Origin of the sequence: Limimaricola variabilis (genome assembly GCF_034371605.1) — a bacterium.
GTDB classification, from domain to species: Bacteria; Pseudomonadota; Alphaproteobacteria; order Rhodobacterales; family Rhodobacteraceae; genus Limimaricola; species Limimaricola variabilis.
In genome coordinates this window covers 3,033,719-3,053,390 of record NZ_CP139691.1, presented here as the reverse complement: position 1 = coordinate 3,053,390, position 19,672 = coordinate 3,033,719, and the positions used below count along the sequence as shown (strand labels likewise).

Annotated in this window: 20 protein-coding genes and 1 tRNA gene; 13 read left to right on the top strand and 8 right to left on the bottom strand. The window is 66.1% G+C overall.

Annotation, left to right across the window (positions count from 1 at the left end; all coding sequences use genetic code 11):
• The first annotated feature begins 1 nt into the window (after position 1).
• Positions 2 to 1,141 carry a rod shape-determining protein RodA gene (rodA, locus tag T8T21_RS15235; protein ID WP_322336214.1) on the top strand — a complete coding sequence of 380 codons (1,140 nt, stop codon included), beginning with the start codon at positions 2 to 4 and terminating at the stop codon, positions 1,139 to 1,141.
• A gap of 1 nt (position 1,142) precedes the next feature.
• A complete protein-coding gene (locus T8T21_RS15230) occupies positions 1,143 to 2,069 on the top strand; it encodes a 2-hydroxyacid dehydrogenase (RefSeq protein WP_322336213.1) in 927 nt (308 codons plus the stop codon).
• 4 nt (positions 2,070 to 2,073) lie between these two features.
• Here the strand turns inward: T8T21_RS15230 and T8T21_RS15225 are convergent, their stop codons facing one another.
• Both T8T21_RS15225 and T8T21_RS15220 read right to left on the bottom strand, forming a co-directional pair.
• Positions 2,074 to 2,850, bottom strand: a complete 777-nt coding sequence (locus tag T8T21_RS15225; RefSeq protein ID WP_322336212.1) for an SseB family protein — start codon at positions 2,848 to 2,850, stop codon at positions 2,074 to 2,076.
• Positions 2,851 to 2,853: 3 nt separating this feature from the next.
• Complete coding sequence (locus T8T21_RS15220; protein ID WP_322336211.1) at positions 2,854 to 3,441, bottom strand: uracil-DNA glycosylase family protein; 588 nt, start codon at positions 3,439 to 3,441, stop codon at positions 2,854 to 2,856.
• A 335-nt stretch (positions 3,442 to 3,776) separates the two neighbouring features.
• Between T8T21_RS15220 and T8T21_RS15215 the strand changes: the two genes are divergently transcribed.
• The 5 genes from T8T21_RS15215 (at position 3,777) to T8T21_RS15195 (ending at position 9,419) form a co-directional block, all read left to right on the top strand.
• Complete coding sequence (locus tag T8T21_RS15215; RefSeq protein WP_183471036.1) at positions 3,777 to 4,430, top strand: ABC transporter ATP-binding protein; 654 nt, start codon at positions 3,777 to 3,779, stop codon at positions 4,428 to 4,430.
• Positions 4,414 to 6,063: a capsule biosynthesis protein gene (locus T8T21_RS15210; RefSeq protein ID WP_322336210.1), complete on the top strand. Its 1,650-nt coding sequence runs from the start codon at positions 4,414 to 4,416 to the stop codon at positions 6,061 to 6,063. Before T8T21_RS15215 ends, T8T21_RS15210 begins: the two co-directional genes overlap by 17 nt.
• A gap of 81 nt (positions 6,064 to 6,144) precedes the next feature.
• Positions 6,145 to 6,978 carry a 3-deoxy-8-phosphooctulonate synthase gene (gene kdsA / locus T8T21_RS15205; protein WP_322336209.1) on the top strand — a complete coding sequence of 278 codons (834 nt, stop codon included), beginning with the start codon at positions 6,145 to 6,147 and terminating at the stop codon, positions 6,976 to 6,978.
• A 141-nt stretch (positions 6,979 to 7,119) separates the two neighbouring features.
• Positions 7,120 to 7,194: transfer RNA gene (locus tag T8T21_RS15200), tRNA-Gln, on the top strand.
• A 341-nt stretch (positions 7,195 to 7,535) separates the two neighbouring features.
• On the top strand, positions 7,536 to 9,419 hold the full coding sequence (locus T8T21_RS15195) for a site-specific integrase (RefSeq protein WP_322336208.1): 1,884 nt from the start codon (positions 7,536 to 7,538) through the stop codon (positions 9,417 to 9,419).
• Positions 9,420 to 9,497: 78 nt separating this feature from the next.
• On the opposite strand, the gene T8T21_RS15190 is transcribed toward T8T21_RS15195, so the two are convergent.
• Together T8T21_RS15190 and T8T21_RS15185 are read right to left on the bottom strand one after the other, a co-directional pair.
• Positions 9,498 to 9,881: a hypothetical protein gene (locus T8T21_RS15190; protein WP_322336207.1), complete on the bottom strand. Its 384-nt coding sequence runs from the start codon at positions 9,879 to 9,881 to the stop codon at positions 9,498 to 9,500.
• 88 nt (positions 9,882 to 9,969) lie between these two features.
• Positions 9,970 to 10,341: a hypothetical protein gene (locus T8T21_RS15185; protein ID WP_322336206.1), complete on the bottom strand. Its 372-nt coding sequence runs from the start codon at positions 10,339 to 10,341 to the stop codon at positions 9,970 to 9,972.
• Positions 10,342 to 10,799: 458 nt separating this feature from the next.
• Between T8T21_RS15185 and T8T21_RS15180 the strand changes: the two genes are divergently transcribed.
• On the top strand, positions 10,800 to 11,225 hold the full coding sequence (locus tag T8T21_RS15180) for a hypothetical protein (protein ID WP_322336205.1): 426 nt from the start codon (positions 10,800 to 10,802) through the stop codon (positions 11,223 to 11,225).
• Between the two features lie 99 nt (positions 11,226 to 11,324).
• On the opposite strand, the gene T8T21_RS15175 is transcribed toward T8T21_RS15180, so the two are convergent.
• Positions 11,325 to 12,676 (bottom strand): IS3 family transposase gene (locus T8T21_RS15175; RefSeq protein WP_322336204.1). Its coding sequence is split into 2 segments (ribosomal slippage): positions 11,325 to 12,340 and positions 12,340 to 12,676, totalling 1,353 coding nucleotides; the frame shifts between segments, so codons are not numbered across the junction.
• A gap of 289 nt (positions 12,677 to 12,965) precedes the next feature.
• Between T8T21_RS15175 and T8T21_RS15170 the strand changes: the two genes are divergently transcribed.
• Together T8T21_RS15170 and T8T21_RS15165 are read left to right on the top strand one after the other, a co-directional pair.
• The gene (locus T8T21_RS15170) at positions 12,966 to 13,088 is read left to right on the top strand and encodes a hypothetical protein (RefSeq protein ID WP_322336203.1); all 123 of its coding nucleotides are present in this window, start codon (positions 12,966 to 12,968) and stop codon (positions 13,086 to 13,088) included.
• A 276-nt stretch (positions 13,089 to 13,364) separates the two neighbouring features.
• Positions 13,365 to 13,754, top strand: coding sequence for a nuclear transport factor 2 family protein (locus tag T8T21_RS15165; protein ID WP_322336202.1), 390 nt, complete (start codon positions 13,365 to 13,367; stop codon positions 13,752 to 13,754).
• Positions 13,755 to 14,524: 770 nt separating this feature from the next.
• Here the strand turns inward: T8T21_RS15165 and fnrL are convergent.
• Positions 14,525 to 15,250: a transcriptional regulator FnrL gene (gene fnrL / locus T8T21_RS15160; protein ID WP_322336201.1), complete on the bottom strand. Its 726-nt coding sequence runs from the start codon at positions 15,248 to 15,250 to the stop codon at positions 14,525 to 14,527.
• A 319-nt stretch (positions 15,251 to 15,569) separates the two neighbouring features.
• Between fnrL and T8T21_RS15155 the strand changes: the two genes are divergently transcribed.
• Positions 15,570 to 16,484, top strand: a complete 915-nt coding sequence (locus T8T21_RS15155; RefSeq protein ID WP_322336200.1) for a universal stress protein — start codon at positions 15,570 to 15,572, stop codon at positions 16,482 to 16,484.
• A gap of 95 nt (positions 16,485 to 16,579) precedes the next feature.
• On the opposite strand, the gene T8T21_RS15150 is transcribed toward T8T21_RS15155, so the two are convergent.
• Together T8T21_RS15150 and T8T21_RS15145 are read right to left on the bottom strand one after the other, a co-directional pair.
• Entirely contained in the window at positions 16,580 to 17,407 is an 828-nt protein-coding gene (locus tag T8T21_RS15150) for a universal stress protein (RefSeq protein ID WP_322336199.1), read from the bottom strand.
• Positions 17,408 to 17,427: 20 nt separating this feature from the next.
• A complete protein-coding gene (locus T8T21_RS15145; RefSeq protein ID WP_322336198.1) occupies positions 17,428 to 18,282 on the bottom strand; it encodes a universal stress protein in 855 nt (284 codons plus the stop codon).
• A gap of 136 nt (positions 18,283 to 18,418) precedes the next feature.
• Between T8T21_RS15145 and T8T21_RS15140 the strand changes: the two genes are divergently transcribed.
• A complete protein-coding gene (locus T8T21_RS15140; protein ID WP_322336197.1) occupies positions 18,419 to 18,826 on the top strand; it encodes a c-type cytochrome in 408 nt (135 codons plus the stop codon).
• A gap of 6 nt (positions 18,827 to 18,832) precedes the next feature.
• The gene (locus T8T21_RS15135) at positions 18,833 to 19,606 is read left to right on the top strand and encodes a VIT1/CCC1 transporter family protein (RefSeq protein WP_322336196.1); all 774 of its coding nucleotides are present in this window, start codon (positions 18,833 to 18,835) and stop codon (positions 19,604 to 19,606) included.
• Positions 19,607 to 19,672 lie beyond the last annotated feature (66 nt).

Genomic DNA, 19,672 nt, shown 5'->3' with positions numbered 1-19,672 from the left:
GATGAGCTACCTAGAGACCAACGCCAAGTTCGTCCCGACCGGCTTTCGCAAGCTGCTCTACCTGAACTGGCCGGTGATCCTGCTGCTCGCCGCCGTGTCGAGCTTCGGCTTCCTGATGCTCTACTCGGTGGCCGGCGGCTCGGCGACGCCGTGGATGGAGCCGCAGCTCAAGCGTTTCGGCGTCGGCATGGTGGCGATGCTGGTGGTCGCGATGGTGCCGATCTGGTTCTGGCGCAACATGGCGCTGATCGCCTATGGCGGCTCGCTGGCGCTTCTGGTCGCGGTCGACATGTTCGGCGAGGTCGGCATGGGCGCGCAGCGCTGGATCGATCTCGGCCCGATCCGGCTGCAGCCCTCCGAGCTGATGAAGATCAGCCTCGTGATGTTCCTCGCCGCCTATTACGACTGGTTGCCGCTCAGGCGGACATCGCATCCGTTCTGGGTGCTGCTGCCGGTGGTGTTCATCTCGATCCCGACGCTGCTGACGCTGGCCCAGCCCGATCTGGGCACGGCGCTGCTGCTGCTGATCGGCGGCGCCACGGTGATGTTCGCGGCGGGCGTCCACTGGGCCTATTTTGCCACCGTGATCGCCGCCGGAGTCGGCACGATCTATGCCGTCTTCGCCTCGCGCGGCACGACCTGGCAGCTCCTCAAGGATTACCAGTACCGCCGGATCGACACCTTCCTCGACCCGTCGAACGACCCGCTCGGGGCGGGCTACCACATCACCCAGGCCAAGATCGCGCTGGGATCGGGCGGCTGGACCGGGCGCGGCTTCATGCAGGGCACGCAATCGCGGCTCAACTTCCTGCCCGAGAAGCACACCGACTTCATCTTCACCACGCTGGCCGAGGAGTTCGGCTTCGTCGGAGCCTCCACGCTGCTCGCGCTCTACGCGCTGATCATCTTCTTCTGCCTCGTCTCGGCTGTGAACAACCGCGACCGCTTCGCCTCGCTGGTGACGATCGGCATCGCGATGACCTTCTTCCTGTTCTTCGCGGTCAACATGTCGATGGTGATGGGTCTGGCCCCGGTGGTGGGCGTGCCGCTGCCGCTGGTGAGCTATGGCGGATCGGCGATGCTGGTGCTGCTGCTGGCCTTCGGGCTGGTGCAGAGCGCGCATGTCCACAAGCCGAGGTGACATGAATATCCTGTTCTCCGCCCCCGAGAGCGACTGGGCCGACTATCGCGACCTGCTGCCCTCCGCCCTGGCCCATGCCGGGATCACGGCCGAGGTGGTACGCGAGGCGGCGCCCGATACGGTCGACTACATCGTCTATGCCCCGAATGACGATCTGCGCGACTTCACGCCCTTTACCCGCATCCGCGCGGTGCTGTCGCTCTGGGCCGGGGTGGAGCGGATCGTCGGCAATGCCACGCTGACCCAGCCGCTGACACGGATGGTCGATGCCGGCCTCGAACGCGGCATGGTCGAATACGTGACCGGCCACGTGCTGCGCCACCATCTCGGGATGGATGCGCATGTGGTGAACCCCGAACGCGACTGGACCCCGGTGCCGCCGCCCCTGGCCGCAGACCGGCCGGTCACGGTGCTGGGGCTGGGTGCGCTGGGCTGCGCCTGCGCGACGACGCTGGCCGGGCTGGGATTTCCGGTGACCGGCTGGAGCCGGACGCCCAAGCGGATCGAGGGGCTGCGCTGCCTGTCGGGCGAGGACGGGCTGACCACCGCCCTCACGGGGGCGGAGATCATCGTCGCGCTGCTGCCGCTGACGCCCGAGACGGAGGGTCTACTGGATGCCGCGCGCCTCGCGCTGCCGGCGCCGGGCGCGGCGCTGATCAACCCCGGGCGCGGCGCGCTGATCGATGACGCGGCGCTGCTCGAGGCGCTCGATGCGGGCCGGATCGGTCACGCCACGCTCGACGTGTTCCGCACCGAGCCGCTGCCCCGCGAGCACCCCTACTGGGCCCATCCGCGGGTCACGGTGACGCCGCATGTCGCCTCGGCCACCCGGCCCGCCACGGCGGCACGGGTGATCGCAGAGAACATCCGCCGCGCCGAGGCTGGCGAGCCGCTCCTGTTCGAGGTCGATCGGGCGCGCGGCTACTGACGCCTCAGTGCAGGCGCGGCGGCTTGTCCGGATCGCTGCCCGGGGCCTTGGGGCCGGTCGCCACATGGGGCTGCGGCAGCTTCAGGCGCAGGCCGACGCGGGCGATGCGGCGCGCCGTCTCGCTCTCGGAGGCGAGGAAGGTCACGTCGAGCGCACCCTCCTCCAGCCCCGAGAAGGTCAGCGCCTCGCCCACCGCGACGGCGAGGCCGCGTTCGGCCATCGGCGCCGGATCGAGGAAGGCCAGCAGCGGCGCCTCGCGCCCATCGGCATATTCGACCCGCACAAGGAACGCTTCGCGCGCCAGCCCGCGCGCCGAGGTCAGCTTCTGGTCCAGTGCGGCGAGCAGATCTTCGGGAAAATCCTTGGGCGGATTGACAGCGACCGGGCGATCGGCGGCCTCCTGCGGCGCGTGGGTCAGCGTCTCGGCGAGCCAGCCCAGCGCCTCGGGCGGCAACAGCCGGGCCGAGGCGAAACCGGGGTTGAGCGCGAGGCCGAGCCCCTGCGCGCCGAGGATCTGGGCGAGTGCGCGACCCGGCACGGCGGCGTGAAAGGCAGCCGTGCCCGCGTGGTCCGACAGCCGTTCCTCGCGGTCGAAGGCCAGCGCGTAGACCTGCCCGCCCTCTTCGAGGGTCGCGGGGGTCACGCTTTCCTCGCCCGCCTCCTCGGCGAGCAGCAGGTAGAGTTCGGCATCCGCGAGACGGCCGTAGAAGCGCAGCCGCGCCGCGTCATCCTCGGGGGCGGCGTCCATCTCGGCCGCGGCCAGATCGAGACCGGTTTCCATGCGTCACTCCTCCATCACCTCGCGCACGCGCGCCTTCAGGGCGGGCAGCACCTCCTCGTCGAACCAGGGGTTGCGCTTGAGCCATGCGGTATTGCGCCAGGACGGGTGAGGCAAGGGGAAGACATCGGGGGCGTAGTCGCGCCAGGCGCGCACCCGTTCGGTCACGCCGGGGCCGCGACCCAGATGCCAGTTCATCGCTGCACCACCGATCAGCACGGTGAGACGGATATCGGTCAGCTCGGACAGAACCCGGTCACGCCAGACCCGCGCACAGACCGGCGGCGGCGGCAGGTCCGACCCCTTGGCGTCATAACCCGGAAAGCAGAAGGCCATCGGCACGATGGCGACGCGCGAACGGTCGTAGAAGGTGTCCTCGTCCATGCCGAGCCAGTCGCGGAGCCGCTTGCCCGACCGGTCCCAGAACGGCGTTCCCGCCTCGTGAACGCGAAGCCCCGGTGCCTGGCTGGCGATCAGCAGCCGGGCGCCGGGGCGAAACCAGACCACCGGGCGCGGCGCGTGCCGCGTCGCGGTGGCCGCGAAACGATCCGCGCAGAGGCGGCAGGCGGAAAGATCGGCACGAAGTTGATCCATGGGCCCGATCTATGTGCCTGCCGCCCCCGCGCAAGAGCGGGCTCAGACCCGCCGGCCGCGGCGAAGCACCTTGCGGGCCAGCTTGTAGAGAGCGAAGTACTTGACGAATTTGCGCATGTCGCGACTCCATTGGAGGGGGTTCGTCGACAAACGCGCGAGGCGCGCCACGGTTTCGCCGCAGGCAGCGGTGGTTCGGGGCGGTCGGGGGAAACATTCCCCCGCTTTGGTAAGGATTTTGGCGCCCTTTCGCCATAAACCATGGTTACACCGGGGTAGGCCGACCCCGATGCCGCATCATGGGTTGAGGCACGGGGAAAGGCCGAACGGGAAAGCCGATGCTCGAATTCGATCAGGTCAGCAAGTCCTTCTGGACCGGCAAGCAGCGCAAGATCATCCTCGACCGGGCGTCGTTCCGGGTGGAGCTTGGCCGTTCGCTCGGCATCCTGGCGCCCAACGGCACCGGCAAGACCACGCTGATCAACATGATGGCCGGGCTGGAGAAGCCCGACGAGGGCCGGATCACCCGCGGCAGCCGGATCTCCTTTCCGCTGGGCTTCATGGGCGGGGTGGTGCCGCGCCACAGCGCCCGCGAGAACGCCCGCTATATCGCCCGGCTCTATGGGCTCGACCCCGACTACGTGGAGGCCTTCTGCCGCTGGCTCTGCGGCATCGCCGAGTATTTCGACCGGCCGGTCGGCACCTACAGCCAGGGCATGCGCGCGCGCTTCACCTTCTCGTTGATGCTGGCGCTCGATTTCGACATCTACCTGATCGACGAGGGCATGCCCCAGACCACCGATGCGGAGTTCAACCGCAAGGCCGGCGAGATCCTGCGCGAGCGGCTCGAGACCACGACGGTGATCATCGTCTCGCACCAGCCGCAGACGCTGGAGCGGTTTGCCCGGCAGGCGGCGGTGCTGCGGAACGGCAAGCTGCACATGTTCGACACACTCGAGGAGGCGCGCGAGCTCTATGACTACTCCGCCTAGGGTCACCCGCTACCGGCTGCGCGCCGGCGCGCCGCTCACCCCCCGCCCCGCCGATCCGGCCCGCGCCGAGGAGCAGGCCGCCGAGGCCGCCGCGCGTGCCGCCTCGGCGATGGCGATGCACCCCTTGCAGCAGCAGATGCCCGAAACCGCGCCCGGCGATGGCGACGGCAATGACGAGGTGGCGCAGCAGATCGACCGGATCCGCCGCGAGGGGCTGACGGGACGGCAGCTGCGCATGGCCCGCCGGGTGGCGCAGAAGCAGGGCCTCGACATCACCTCGGATTTCGACGCGGTGCGCCAGCTGCGCGATCTCGGCATCGATCCGTTCCAGCGGTCCAACATCATCGAGCTGGTGGTCCCGGCACAGGAGACCGCCATGGAAGAGATCACGTCTGAGCCGCGGGTGCAGCTGCCCTCCACCGTCCCCGACCGGAGCCGCGACCTGCCCTCGACCGAGCGGGTGATCCCCTCCGACACGGCCGAGCGCCGCGCCTCGGAGATCCGCGGCATCCAGCGCGATCTCGCGCGGCGTCGTCGCCGCCGGATGGGGCTGCTGATGCTGCGCTTGGCGCTGTTCGTGCTGCTGCCGACGGTGGTGGCGGGATACTATTTCTTCGTCGTGGCGACGCCAATGTACGCCACCCGTTCGGAATTCGTGATCCAGCAGGCCGAGCCGCAATCCGGCGCGGGGCTGGGCGGGATGTTCCAGGGCACCTCGATGGCGACCCAGCAGGACAGCATCACCGTGCAGTCCTACCTCACCTCGCGCGCCGCGATGGTGCGGCTCGACGAGGAGGAGGGCTTCAAGGAGGTGTTCTCGGACCCCGAGATCGACCCGCTGCAGCGCCTGCCGCAGCCGGCGACCAACGAGGCCGCCTACGCGCTCTACCAGGATCACGTGAAGATCTCCTACGACCCGACCGAGGGCATCGTGAAGATGGAGGTGATCGCGCCCGATCCCGAGACGTCGCAACGCTTCTCCGAGGCGCTGCTGGGCTATGCCGAGGAGCAGGTCGACCAGCTCACCTCGCGGCTGCGCAACGACCAGATGCAGGGTGCGCGCGACAGCTACGAGGCGGCCGAGGCGCGCCGCGCCGACGCGCTGGCCAACTGGCTGCGCATCCAGCAGGAGGTGCAGCAGATCGACCCGGTGGGCGAAACCGCGGCCCGCACCCAGCAGATCTCGGCGCTCGAGACCCAGCGCCAGCAGCTGCAGCTCGAACTGCAGACCCGGCTCGGCGTGCGCCGCCCCAACGAGGCGCAGGTCAACTCGGTCCGCAGCCAGATCGCGGGGATCGAGGCGCTGATCTCGGATCTGCGCCGCGAGATGACCGAGGCCTCCGAGCAGGGCGCCTCCCTCGCCGCGCGCAACACCGAGCTGCGGCTGGCCGAGGAGGATTACGGCTTCCAGACGCTCCTGGTGCAGCAGGCGCTGCAGCAGATGGAAGCGGCCCAGATCGAGGCCAACCGGCAGGTGCGCTACCTGTCGCTCGGGGTCGAGCCGGTGGCCCCGGACGAGGCGACCTACCCCCGGGCGGTCGAGAACACGGCGCTGGCCTTCCTGATCTTCTCGGGCATCTACCTGATGCTGTCGCTCACCGTCTCGATCCTGCGCGAACAGGTCTCGAGCTGAGGTGGCTTGCGGGCGGCGCGTGACGCCGCCCCTCGCGCGCGCTAGACCGGGGGCGACAGCCACCCGAAAGGCCCCTGCCCCATGATCGACGTCTCCATCGGCCCGCTCACCGTCGGCAACGACCATCCCCTCACCCTGATCGCCGGGCCGTGCCAGCTCGAATCGTCCGACCACGCCCAGATGATCGCCGGCCGCATGGCCGAGGCCTGCGCGGCACATGGCGCGCAGTTCGTATTCAAGGGCAGCTACGACAAGGCCAACCGCACCTCGCTTTCGGGCAAGCGCGGCCTCGGGATGGAGGCCGGGCTCAAGGTGCTCGAGGACGTCAAGCGCGCCATCGGCTGCCCGGTGCTGACCGACATCCACGGCGCCGATCACTGCGTGCCTGTCGCCGAAGTCGCCGACATCCTTCAGATCCCGGCCTTCCTGTGCCGCCAGACCGACCTGCTGCTGGCGGCGGGCGAGACCGGGGCGGTGATCAACGTCAAGAAGGGCCAGTTCCTCGCGCCGTGGGACATGGCCAATGTCGCCGAGAAGATCGCCTCGACCGGCAACCGCCGCATCCTGCTCACCGAGCGCGGCGTCTCCTTCGGTTACAACACGCTAGTGGCCGACATGCGGTCGCTGCCCGAGATGATGAAGACCGGCTACCCGGTGGTGATGGACGCGACCCATTCGGTGCAGCAGCCCGGCGGGTTGGGCGGCGCCTCGGGCGGCCAGCGCGAGTTTGCCCCGGTGATGGCGCGCGCCGCCGTGAGCCTCGGAATCGCGGCGGTGTTCATCGAGACCCACGAGGCGCCCGACACCGCCCCCTCGGACGGCCCGAACATGGTGCCGCTCGACGCCATGCCGAAGCTGGTCAAGACGCTGATGGGCTTCGATCGCCTCGCGAAGTCCGACCCGATCCGCCTCTGACCGTGCCGCCCGGCGGACCACCGGCCGGGCACCGCCGCCTTCCGCCGGGGCATCTCGAAAAATGCCCCGGCGAAGCGCAAAAACTGCCTCTCCCACTCTTGCGGCCGCCCACCGACAAGGTTAGACAGCCGCCACACCTGCTGGGGTGTAGCCAAGTGGTAAGGCAGCGGTTTTTGGTACCGTGTACCGTAGGTTCGAATCCTACCACCCCAGCCAGGTTTTCCCAAAAACCCAATGAAATCAGAGCCGCGAAGCCCTCTGAATCGAATCATGTGCTACAGCCGTCCGCGGCTGTGACACCGCGTGTGACACATGATGTGACACCGCCGCGGTCATCCCAGCCCGCCAGACGCCGCCGACGCGCCCGCCACCATGCCGGGCCCTACCTGTTGCGCCGCGGGCGGGTCTTTTATTTTCGGAAGCGGCTGCCAAGGACCGAGTCAAACCAGCGATCCAAACTTTTTCTTTGTCTGTCCCTGCGAACCGACGTCCCCCTCGACGCCGTGAAGCGCTCAGCCGCGCTGCTCACGGTCTACGAGACAGAGGGACAGAAGATCGTGGACGCACTGAAGAACAACCTGCTCGCCCCCGCCGATGCCAAGAGCCTTCTCACGGAGATTCTGCGCACCGAACTCGCTCGCATCCTCGACGAGCAGAATGCCATGGGCGGTGCCTCCGATGACGAGCTGGATGCGCGGATCGAGAAGCTGGAAGTCGAGAACAAGGCGCTCCGTCGCGCCTCCCGGCGCCAGGACTGGAGCGCCGTTCAAGCCCTTTTGCAGAAGGCCAGCGAACTGGTGTCGCTCCCCCTGCCCGAGCCCATGACTGCCGATCTCGGCAGCCAGGCCATGAATTTGAAGCGCAGCCTGAACGACGTCGAAATCCATGTGCTTGAAGGCGACGACGTCCGTCCCTCCTCAGTCGATCTGCGCGCGGCGCACGGGATCGACGACTTCGACACCTTCGTGCAGGCGCCGGTGCTGCTGTCGCAGGCCTGGGAGCAGACCCTGAAGAACCACCCCACCCCCTCCATGAAGGGGAACATCGACGCGATCGCCCGGGTCGCGCTGGAGTTCTTCGGCGATGTTCCGGTCACCGCGATTACCAAGGAACGCCAGAAGGCTTTCTTCGCCTGGATGGCGCGCCTCCCGAAGAAGCAAGGCAAGGGTCACGGCAAGAACCGCTTTAAGTCCGAGGCGGCTGTCGTTCTGAAGAACGATGAGATTGAAGCCGCCGATGCCGCGGATTTTCTCGTAACCGAGGAACTCCGCCACCGGACCGACATCTCGAATGCCGAGAAGCGCGCGATCCTGGCCGAGAAGCTCACCCCGCGGCTGACTATGTCCACTTTGAAGAACAAGCGCGATGCCCTGAACCGCATGCTCGTAAGCGCGCGGGACCTCGGTGCTCCGCAGATGGACATGCTGTCCTATAAGGAAGTGGAACGGCACTTGGCCGCGCAAGCCCCCCAGGACGAACTTTATGTTCGCGTCACCAAGCCCAAGCTCCGGATGCCATGGTCCGAGGAGCGTCTCACCGCATTTCTCACATCGCCGATCTTCACGGGATGCTTTTCCTCTGCCCGCCGCTGGCGCCGCGGCAATCATATCATCCGCGATGCAACCTACTGGGTGCCGCTGATCGTCTTGACGCTGGGTTCCCGGATCGAGGAGATCCTCCTTCTCAAGCGGACCGATGTCCGCCTCCGGAACGGGCATTTCTGCCTTGCAATCGCATCGGGTCCGGCAAACACAGGAAAAACCGAAGACGCCAACCGTATCGTCCCGCTTCCCCAGCTCCTCCTCGACCTCGGCTTCGTCGAGTGGTTCCAGGCCCTGCCCGACGAACATGGCGTTCTCCTGTTCCCCGAGGCCGTCAGGCGTTCGACGAAGGGCGACGTCACCAGCGCCTTTGGAAAGCATTTCCGCCGTATCCTTGATCACCTTGGCCTCGGTGATTTCGACGAAGATTTCTACGCCATGCGGAAAACTCTCTCGAGCATGCTGCGCAGTGCGGATGTCACCGATGGTCAACGGCAGGCAATTGCCGGGCACAAGCATGGCACCGTTCTCAACATCCATTACACCGCGCACAACACGAAGGACCTCAAGGCCGCAATCGACAAGGCTGACTTCAAGATCGAGATCGGCCGCAAGCGTCATTACGGCTTCCCAGTCATTCTCCGTTCCAATCTGGCCCGGACGGACAACCTCGAAGTCGAGGTGACCCTGACCGACGACGGCGAAGCGGCAACCGTCGTTATCAAGGACGACAAGAGCACACAGCCCGTTTTCGACTTTGTTCGTGAAGACAGCCAAACGGGGGATCAGGTTCAGCGAGCGGCCAAGGACCTGAAGAAGATTCTGGCGTTGCGTTCGCTTCGCCTGCCGGCCAATGCAATGAAGCGGGCCGCATTTGAACACCTTCAGGCCTTGGCTTGATGGGCGACGAGGCACCTGAGGGCGTCACGACCTTTCAGCGAGCGCGAAACCGAGCTTGCTGAAAGGTTATGTAGCATCTCAATCAGGTTCACAGAGCATTCGTGCGGCCTTACGGTCCAGGATCGAGCCCCTGAGCGCAGACAGTTTCTGCCATGCGCGGCAAAGCTCGCCGATATCGTTCAGTTTCTTATCGAGTGAAATCCGCTCACCGCTGGTGGGATCTGCCGCGTCCTTGGCCGCCAAAGTGGCTTTGCGGACGGCTTGAAGCTGCCGCGGCAGCATTGCAGCGACATCCTCGCCTTCTTCGGGACACGCCCGGCGCGTTTCCAGGCGACGCACGTATAGATCAATGCCGCCCGGCAGGTCTTCGATCTCGTCGGCCAGGTTCATGGCCTTCCAGCGATCGGCAAAAATGCGGCCGAACTGCACGTAGTCGATCATGAGTGTCTCGATATCATCCATCTTCGGATCCTCGAGTTCTGGGCGCCGCAGGAGGCGACGCCTGACAAGACGCCAGCCCATCCTTGTTTGGGCTGACGTGAGGAGCCGCTCAGGCAGCCCTTGGTGCTAGCGTCAGCGCTTCGGTCGGTATGACCGCATCGAACACTTCCGCCAGTTCGTCTGCGAGGAGACAGATCTCCTCGACGCACGACCATGACGGATCGATCGCCGCGAAGTAGCCTGCCTCCGGACGGTCGGGGTCCTGCACATGCTCCAACGAGAGGAGCGCATGCAGCTTCCCGAGATCGCGCTGTAGACGCCGTGAGAGCGCCGTAGACGCACGGACCTCGTCGAGAAGCCCTTGGGTCGCCTTGAGCGCAGGTTGGCCGCCCAGAAGCAAGGCTGCGCTCTGCAGTGCTTCCGAGCGGCCGCGAAGGAAGGTCTGGAGCGCGGCGAGAGCGGGGTCGTAACAGTCGAACATGGTAAAACTCCCGATGAGGAAGTGCCCGGCGGGATTGCCGGGCCACAAGTCCGCTCTTTCCGTTTCCCTTTCTGATCTTCCTTCTTGGCTGAGCATCCCGGCCTTTGCTGCCGATGGACCTCTCGTCGCGATGAGGTCCGTCGACTGCAAAGCCGTGGGTGCCCTTCGCCTGTTGGGCCGTTTTTCGGTTCCTGCGCCGCCTGCGCCTGCTGGTTGGGTTCTGCCTGTCTGGACCTCGTCTCTTCGCCCCCGGTGGGGGCTACGGCTATGGCTACGCCCCTGTTGCGGGCACGGACCTGTCCGCTTTGTTCGGCAACGAGATCCTCGAGCAATCCGGCCTTCTTCAGCCGGTAATACTTCGTCCTGCCGATCCCGAGTTGCTCCCATGGCTTGGTGCGGGAGGCGTTATTCTGATCGAGCCACTCGGCGCGGGATAGTGCGCCTGCCTTGGCACGCCGTTGCCGCTCCTTGTCGGCCCTGCGGCGCTTCAGCTCGGCCAGAGGAACGATCTGCCGCAGCCCAAGCTCCCATGCCATATCGGCGGTGATGCCAAGCCGATCGGCGATGCCATGGCCGGGGTAATGATAGCGGCCGTCCAAACGGGGGTTCGAGGTGCGGGGCAGTTGGGCCTTCTCTTTGGCCTGCCTGGCGATCGCGCGAACATCGCTTTCGTCGAGGCCAGGCGTCACGCAAGCGGCGGCCGCCTCCACGAAGCCCTCTACATCGCCGACATCCACTTGGTGGCTGAGGCTGACACCGAACAGATGCAGCCAAGTATTGCGTGTGCCTTCAGGCATCCAGCCGCCATAGTATTCGGCGATCCTCTCGAGATCCTGCTGGACCTGCTTGAACCTTTGCGCCGGAGTAAGGCCCCGAGGCATTGAGCCTGTCCACTTCTTCCGCTCTGTCCTGTCCGTCGTCAGATGATTTGGGACACGATGGTCTGATGTCGAACGGAGGGTCTGGCTCGTTCAAGGTTCGGTTCATGCCGCCGTCTGGCGATGCAGCGAACGGCGCTTTTCGATCGTCCTGGCTTTGATCTCCTTTCGTCGATTGAGGATGGTGTCGGCCCTGCCGAGATAGACGTCGACAGGGGCGAGATTGCCGAGGCTCTCGTGGTAGCGGTGATGGTTGTAGTGGTCGACGAAAGCCGCCACGGCTTCTTCGAGCGCCCCGGGCAGGTAGTAGTTCTCGAGCAGGATGCGGTTCTTCAGGGTCTGGTGCCAGCGCTCGATCTTGCCCTGGGTCTGGGGGTGGTTCGGGGCGCCGCGCACATGGTCCATGCCTTTGTCACCGAGCCAACCGGCCAGCTCCCCGGAGATGTAGCTGCTGCCATTGTCGCTGAGCAGCCGGGGCCGGTGGGCGACGGTGGCCCGGTCGCAGCCCGAGGCGGCCAGGGCATCTTCCAGCGTCGCGGTCACATCCGAAGCCTTCATCGTCGTGCAGAGCCGCCAGGCGACGACGTAGCGGCTGTAGTCGTCGAGGATGGTCGAGAGGTAGAACCAGCCCCAGCTGATGACCTTCAGATAGGTGAAGTCGGTCTGCCAGAGCTGGTTCGGCCGGGTCGTCTTCTCGTGGAACTCGTCCGCCGCCTTGATCACCACGAAGGCCGGGCTGGTGATCAGGTCATGGGCCTTCAGAACCCTGTAGGCGCTGGCCTCGGACACGAAGTAGCGACGGGTGTCGGTGAAGCGGGCGGCGAGCTCCCGCGGTGACAGCTCGGGCTGCTCCAGGGCCAGCTCGACGATCTGCTCGCGCACCTTGTCGGGAATTCGGTTCCAGACCCGGCTCGGTCGCGAGGGCCGGTCCTCGAGCCCGGCGGGGCCAAGCGACAGGTAGCGATCATACCAGCGGTAGAAGCTCGTGCGCGGCACGCCGATCATGTCGAGCGTCCGTTTCGCCGGCAGGTGTGACCGCTCCACCTGCCGGATGATCTCGAGCTTCTCGGAGGCGGGATATCTCATGCCTCGTCTCCCCCATCCCCGAGCATGCTTTTTTTGAGCAGGCGGTTCTCCAGGGTGAGATCGGCCACCGCCTCCTTCAGCGCCGAGGCCTCGTGCCGCAACTCCCTGACCTCGGGGCTGCTGGCCTGGCGGGCCGTGTCGCCCGCGAGACGCTTCTTGCCGGCCTCGAGGAACTCCTTCGACCAACTGTAATAGAGGCTCGTGGCGATCCCCTTGCGCCGGCAGAGTTCGGCAATGCTGTCTTCGCCTCGCAGCCCATCCAGGACGATACGGATCTTCTCCTCGGCTGAATGGTGCTTCCGCGTGCGCCGACGGATGTCCTTCACCAGCGACTCCGCCGTCGGTCTGGCTGTTCCGGGTTTCTGTCTCATCTCCACTCCTCGGTGGTTACGATGAGCCAGAAACCCTCCGCTACAAAATCAACTCAGATGTCCCAGAGGCGCTGACGGGGGACACTGCCCTCGGGGGGGTAATACCGGGTGAAGGTCAGCTAAAGAGGGCCGACTGATTAGCGCTGCGGTGATGGCGGTCTTCTTCAAAAATTGACCCTATCGCGGCGCTGTTGCACATATCGGTGAAGGGGATTCACTAAGCGGGTCCTCCTCACCGAGATGTGCAACAACGTCGGGCCGGCTTGTCCGGGTTCTGCCAGAGTAGAAGTTGAACGACCGCTCCGTGCTGTGGCTGGTCTATCCCCGTACCAACGTGCTGACCCCGAAAACCCGGATCTTCATGGACTTTCTGATCGCCCGGCTGTCCGGTCATGCGGGATGGAGCGAGTAAGCGGTCGCCTGTCGCAGGAGTTTGGAGGCCCGGCCAATGAATGCCGCTGCGCCGCCCCGGAGAATTGTCATCGGTCTTCTGGCAAGGGCGAATGTTTTTGACAGGTCTCGATGGGACCGATACCGAGACCCCATGATCCGTTGCCATCAGACTTCGAGCTATTACCGCCGTCCCTGACGGCGGCTCGATGGTGCGTGACGATCAGAGAAGCCGCCGCCCATGGGCGGCTCGATCGGTTCAGAGGCGTCCGGGCTTGGTTCCCCAAAGGAGACCGGAATGACCCTCGATGACCTCTGCCACCGCTACCTCGACGCCCTGAATACGGGCGATCTGGAGGGCGTGCGCGCCCTCTTCACCCCCGACGCCGAGATCGTGTCGCCGCTCTACGGCGTCCGGCCCGCGCACGACTTCTACGCCGAGCTTTTCGCGGATACCTCCCGGTCGGAGACGACGCTCCTCAACGTCTTCGACAGCTCTTTCGAAGGCCGCTCCGTCGCTCTGCATTTCCGCTACGTCTGGACCCTGGCCAGCGGCAAGGTCGTGGAGTTCGAATGCGTCGATGTCTTCGAGTTGACCGAGGACCGGCAGCGCTTCACCCGGATGACCATCATCTACGACACCGCGCCTCTGAGGGCCGACTTCGAAGCCTCCCGGAAGCGAGTCTGAGCTCTACCATCGAAGCGGCCGTTCGTGTTGCGCGTAGCGAACGGCCGCTTCCCGCGCTCACTCAGAGCGGTCCTTGCAGCTGCGGCCGAAATCATGCAGATGCAGCGAAGGTCGGCAAGGTCCGCTGAGCTGCCGCTCGAACGGACAGCAGCAGAAGTCCGCTTTCCGCCCTTCTTGCCCGTAGCTTGGCAGGAACACCACCTATCGAGCGCTCGCAGCGAAGGGTGGGAATGTCAGTTCAGGGGATCTCAGTCCGGACTGCGGCAACGGTCTGGGTTCTCTGCTCATCACGTCCCCTTCGCCTACTCGAGCCACTGAGGTCATCTCTTACAGATAGCCTTCGAGTGCTCCTTTCGAATTGTCGGATGCACTGCGGCACAGACTGTGACACAGAAGGCGTTTTGCTTGCCCGACAGTTGACACCATATACTTCGTTATGCTATATTCTTAATTGATATCAGTAACTTATAATAGAATCCTACCGCCCCAGCCAGGTTCGTTCCAAGATATTTATACTTGATGGTCCGGTTCTCGACCGGACACGTCCTGTCCAACCGTCACTCCCTACTACGGCTTTGACTGACGGGGCCCTAAGATGGTCTTCAAAGGCAGTAGCAAGACCGCGGCGATCCATGCTTGGAGCATCTGGTACTGTCGGCCAAGCCGTACGCCGTCCGCTGCAGCGCACCATGTCTCATTCGGCACCGTTGCACCCTTTCGAACGGTTATACGCAGTTTCACGCCAAGTCCGTATGCGCGGCGGGAAGACGTTAAGCCACGGCCACGTCGTCTCCCGTCTCGACGATGAGCCGATCCAGGTCGGGGATCAGAATGCGTCGCCGGTCGTCGAGCGCGATCACCCCTTCGCGGCCGAGCTGGCTGATCTGGCGGCTCACGGTTTCGATGGTCAGGCCGAGATATTCGGACATCGCTTCGCGCGTCAGCGGCAGATCGAGGCGCAGGTCGTGGGTGCGGGGCATCAGGTCGAAGCTGGCTTCGCGCCGGGCGACCGAGACCAGAAGGCTCGCGATGCGCTCGCGCGCAGTCTTGCGGCCGAGCACCATCATCCATTCGCGCGCCGCGTCCAACTCATCGAGCGTCATCTCCAGAAGCCGCCCCGACACATGCGGCATGTCCGCGAGCAGCCGCTCGAATGGCGCGCGGCGAAAACAGCATAGGGTCACGTCGCTCGCGGCCGTCACGTCATAGGGGGCGGTTTCGCGGCCCGGACGGCCGATGAAATCCGACGGCAACAGCAGGCCGACCATCTGCACCCGCCCATCCTCGAGCGTCTGCGACATGGTCGCGATGCCCGAGACGACCGAGCCCACGAAGCTCAGTTCGTCCCCGGCCCAGACGATCTTCTGCCCGGCCTCGTAGCGGCGATAGAACTTGACCTCCTCGAGCCTTGCCAGCTCGGCCTCGTCGCATCGCGCGCAGACGGCGCGGTGACGGATTCCGCAATCCGCACAGCGCAGGTCCAATCGTGGGGTCATGCCTGAGATCCTTGCAAGGTGGGGCCATGTTACCATCGAACGGCAAGATCGCGTAGGGCGGTGCGACGCGACCCCGCGTCCCATGCCCGGATCCTGCCGAATTGCTACTCCGGATCGAATGGCCCTCCGCTCTGACCGTGAAAGCGCAGCTGCGGGCAAGGGCCGACAAGCCATTGACCAGTCAACTAAGAGCGAACTTGGGTCAAAAGAGCTGCCTTTTCGGGAGCGGACTCTCTGTGCACGCGAGCAACTGCGGCCTTGCCAAGTCACGGCCCCGCCACGACCATCGACAGGACCAATGCGCCCGGGTTCGACGCCCTTGCGGAGCAGCGAGCTTGATCTGGCGCAAGGCGGCGTGGCGCAGGACAGAGGAAGATTGGCTTGCATCGAAATCAGCCGACAGGTGAGCCCCATGAGGACGATCATAGCCGCGACCGACTTTTCCAAGGCGAGCAACCAAGCCGTCCTGAAGGGCGCTGCCATCGCGGCCCGCACGGGCGCGTGGCTGCACATCTTCCATGCGGCCAGATTTCGGATAGAGCCGGATCAGGCAGAGCATTTCGCCGCCCTTGCGGAGGGTTACATCGATACGCTGCGCGCCCGGGTCCAATGCCGCTTCGGCCCAGCGCTGGAGGTGAGCGGCACCGATTCAACCGCCTGGCAGGACATCTATCCCGTTCTCGAACGGCAGAAGGCCGATCTGCTGGTGGTCGGGCAGCATGTGCACCCGAACGGGCTCGACATGTTCAACGGGACCTTCGTTGAGAGGTTGGCGACCGACTGCCCCGTGCCGGTCCTGGTCTCGGTCTCCGATCCGGAGACACCCTATCGCCGCATCCTGGCGACGGTCGATCTAGGCCCGGCGAGCGAGCGGGCCATGCCGGTCCTGCGTGCGATCGCACCGGACTCCAAAATCGACTTGATGCAGATCGAGCGCGCCCGATCTTCGGTCAGCCATCCCTGCGACGAACCTCACGGCCTGGGCGTCGCGCCGACCTACAGCGCCCACGCCGCTGCGCGTTTCCGCGACCGCGCGGGGTTCGGTACCGAAACCGAGCTGTTCGTCGTCGAAGGCGATCCGCGCCTTCGCATCCGTCAGGAGGTTTCGGCCCGGAGCATCGATCTGGTCGCTCTCACCGGTGCGGAACCGATGCGCGGCCTGAAGGACGACTTCCTGAGGACCCCGCCCTGCGACCTGATGGTGTTCCCGGCGGGCGCCCGGCAATCGGCATAGCCCCGCCGCAGAGCTCGGCTCGATTGGCGCCCCCTACCGGGGCGCCGCCCCCTTCTCCGCCGTGTCCCGAGAGGCAGCCCGGGATCGCGACGGCTCTACTTCGAGAACAGCACCGGGCGCTTGGCCCGCTGCATCAGGTCACGCGTCACGGTGCCCAGCACGAAGTCATAGGCCTTGGAGTGACCGAAAGCCCCGGTGGCGATGAAGCTCGCGCCGGTCTCGAAAGCCTCGCGCTCGATCACCTCCGCGATCCGGCTTCCTCCCGGTGACCGGTGGGTGACGGTCGCGTTCATCTCGTGCCGGCTGAACATCGCCGCCATCTCGTTGGCCGGATAGTCCTGTTCGCCCGGATCGGGCGCCCTCTCGACACTGAGCAGAACGACCTCGGCGCCCTTGTCGAGCAACAGGACCGCGTCATGCGCGGCCCGCGTCGCCTCGCGGGTGGCGCTCCAGCCGATGACCGCCGAAGCGCCGAGCGCGGCGGGCTGGTAGCCCTGCGGGATCATCAGCACCGGCCGGCCGGCATTGCGGATCAGCTCCTCCTGCGGCCGGCCCGCCGCGTCCCGCTCCGGGCGCATGACGAGGACCAGATCGGCGGCACGCGCGCTTTCGCACAGTCGCTCGCCGATCGTGGCGAGCCGCGCCTCGAGGCAACGCCATTCGGGCGTGGCCCCTTCGGCCTCCGCCGCCTTCTTGAAAGCGGTCTCGATCTCGAGGGCGGTGTCGCGCTGCCGGGCGCGGATCTGGTTGAGGATCTCACCTGTGACATACATCGAGATCGAGGCATGCACGACCGGATCGGGCAGCACATGCAGCCCGAGCAAATGCGCGCCGTGATGTCGCGCGAGCGCGGCGCCGGCCCGGGCCAGTGTCGGGGCGCTCGCGGTATCGGTGAAGCAAAGGGCGATGGTGCGGCAGGTCATGGCCGGCTCCTTTCAATGGGTCAGGTGTCGATAGAGGGCGGCACGGCGAGGATGTCGCAGGGTGGATCGGCCATGAGACCGCGGGCCACGCTGCCCAGAAGCGCCTCGGACAGCCGCGAGCGTCCGTGGGTGCCGACAACGAGCAGATCGGTGGGCGCGGATCTGATCTCCTCGCGTATCGCCGAGACGGTCTCGCCCTCGATCAGCTCCCGGTCCGAGGGACCGACGATGGTTTCGAGCCCGCCGAGGAAGGTGTCCATGCCGGTCTCGGCCTCGGCGCGCGCCAGTTGCCGCTCATGGGCCATCACCCCCTTGCGCGCCGTGCCGCGCAGCACCCCGCCGAACGGCACGGAATAGCAATGCAGAAGGCGAATGCGCGCCGCCGGCGCCAGCCGATGCGCGGCCACCAGCGCCTCGCGCGCAGCGAGCGAGAAATCCGTGGCGAGGAGAACCGAGCTGTAGGGCTGGTCGGTGTCGTCGCGCGCGACCAAGAGCGGCACGTCGCAGGCTTTCGCCACCCGCTCGACTGTCGTGCCGCGGAACAGGTCGATCAGACCGGGATTGCGATGCGCACCCATTATCAGAAGGTCGGCGCCCTCCGCCTCGATCCGGTCGAGGATCACCATCCAATCGGTGCCGACGCCGATACGGGCGACCACGTCGAGGCCGAAGCGTTCACGCAGGTCGGTGGCCTGCCCCTCGAGCCGCGCCATCAGCGCGCCCTCGAAGGTCGCGTGCAGATCGTCGGGCAGACCGTCCTGCATGACATGCAGCAGGATCAGCTGCGCGTTGCGCCCCTTGGCCAGCGCCGCGCCGCGCCGCAGTGCGATGTCGCCCTGCTCCGCCATGTCTGTGGCAACCAGTATTCTCTCCATGCGGGCCCCCTTCGGGCGTGGATCACGCCTCCCTGTCGGGATCGACTCTATTCCGGCCCCGCATCCGGGCGCGTTGATCCAGGTCAAACCGCAGCGCGCAGTCACGTGGCAGGGTCGGGGACAGGAGGATCCGTCCATGAAACATGCCGTTCCGCTGCTGCTTGCCCTCGCCTCGCAGGCCCACGCCCAATCCGATCCGGCATCGGTTTCAGCCGGGCAGGATGTCTACATGGTGTTCTGCCAGACCTGTCACGGGGCGACGGCCCAAGGCGGCGGGCCGCTGGCCGAAATCATGACCCGCGAACCGCCGGACCTGACCCGCCTTGCTCTGCGCAACGACGGCCGCTTTCCCACCGAGGCCGTGGCGCGGCAGATCGACGGGCGCGACCCGCTGCTCGGCCATGGCGGCGAGATGCCGGTCTTCGGCCCGGTCTTCGACAAGGAGCTGGCCGCGCTCGCCACCCCGGCCGGGCAGCCGATGCTGACGGACCGCACGATCGTGGACCTGATCCACTGGCTGCAATCCATTCAGGAAGCGGAGTGACACCGCATGGCGCGCGATGCCGAGGGAACGGCGCCGATCCGGGCGATGGCCGGGCTTTCTGATAGCGATCATGGCCATGGCCGAGAGGACATCGCACGCCGCCTCGACCGTGCGGGCGGCGGTGGCGCCGGTCATCTCAAGGATTTCGTCTATGGCGCGATCGACGGCGCGGTGACCACCTTTGCCATCGTCGCCGGCGTGCAGGGGGCCGGATTCTCGCCCGGGATCATCCTGGCGCTGGGCACGGCGAACGTGCTGGCCGACGGCTTCTCCATGGCCGCCAGCAACTACTCCGGGACCAAGGCAGAACGCGACGACATGGAGCGGCTCAGGGCCGTGGAAGAACGCCATATCGAGCTCTACCCGGAAGGGGAGCGCGAGGAGTTGCGCCAGATCCTGCAGGCCAAGGGGCTGGAGGGCGAGGTTCTCGATCAGGCGGTCGCGGCCATCGCGCAAAATCGCGGGGCCTGGGTGCAGATGATGCTCGTCGACGAGTACGGGCTGAACCCCAGGATCCCCGATCCGCGCAAGGCGGCGCTTGCCACCTTCGCCGCCTTCCTCGCGGCGGGCATGGTGCCGCTGCTGCCCTTCGCGATCGGGCTGAACGGGGCGTTCGGGCTGTCGATCCTGTCGACCGCCGCGACCTTCTTCGCGATCGGCGCGCTCAAGAGCCGCTGGTCCCTCAGCCCCTGGTGGCGCTCCGGCCTGGAAACCCTGCTGATCGGCGGGATGGCGGCCTCGATCGCCTATCTCGTCGGCTCCATGTTCAGGGGTGGCTGAGTTGCGCCCGGCCCGTCGGCAGGCCGATTGCCCCCCCCCGCTTTCCCACCGGCCGGGCACGGGATC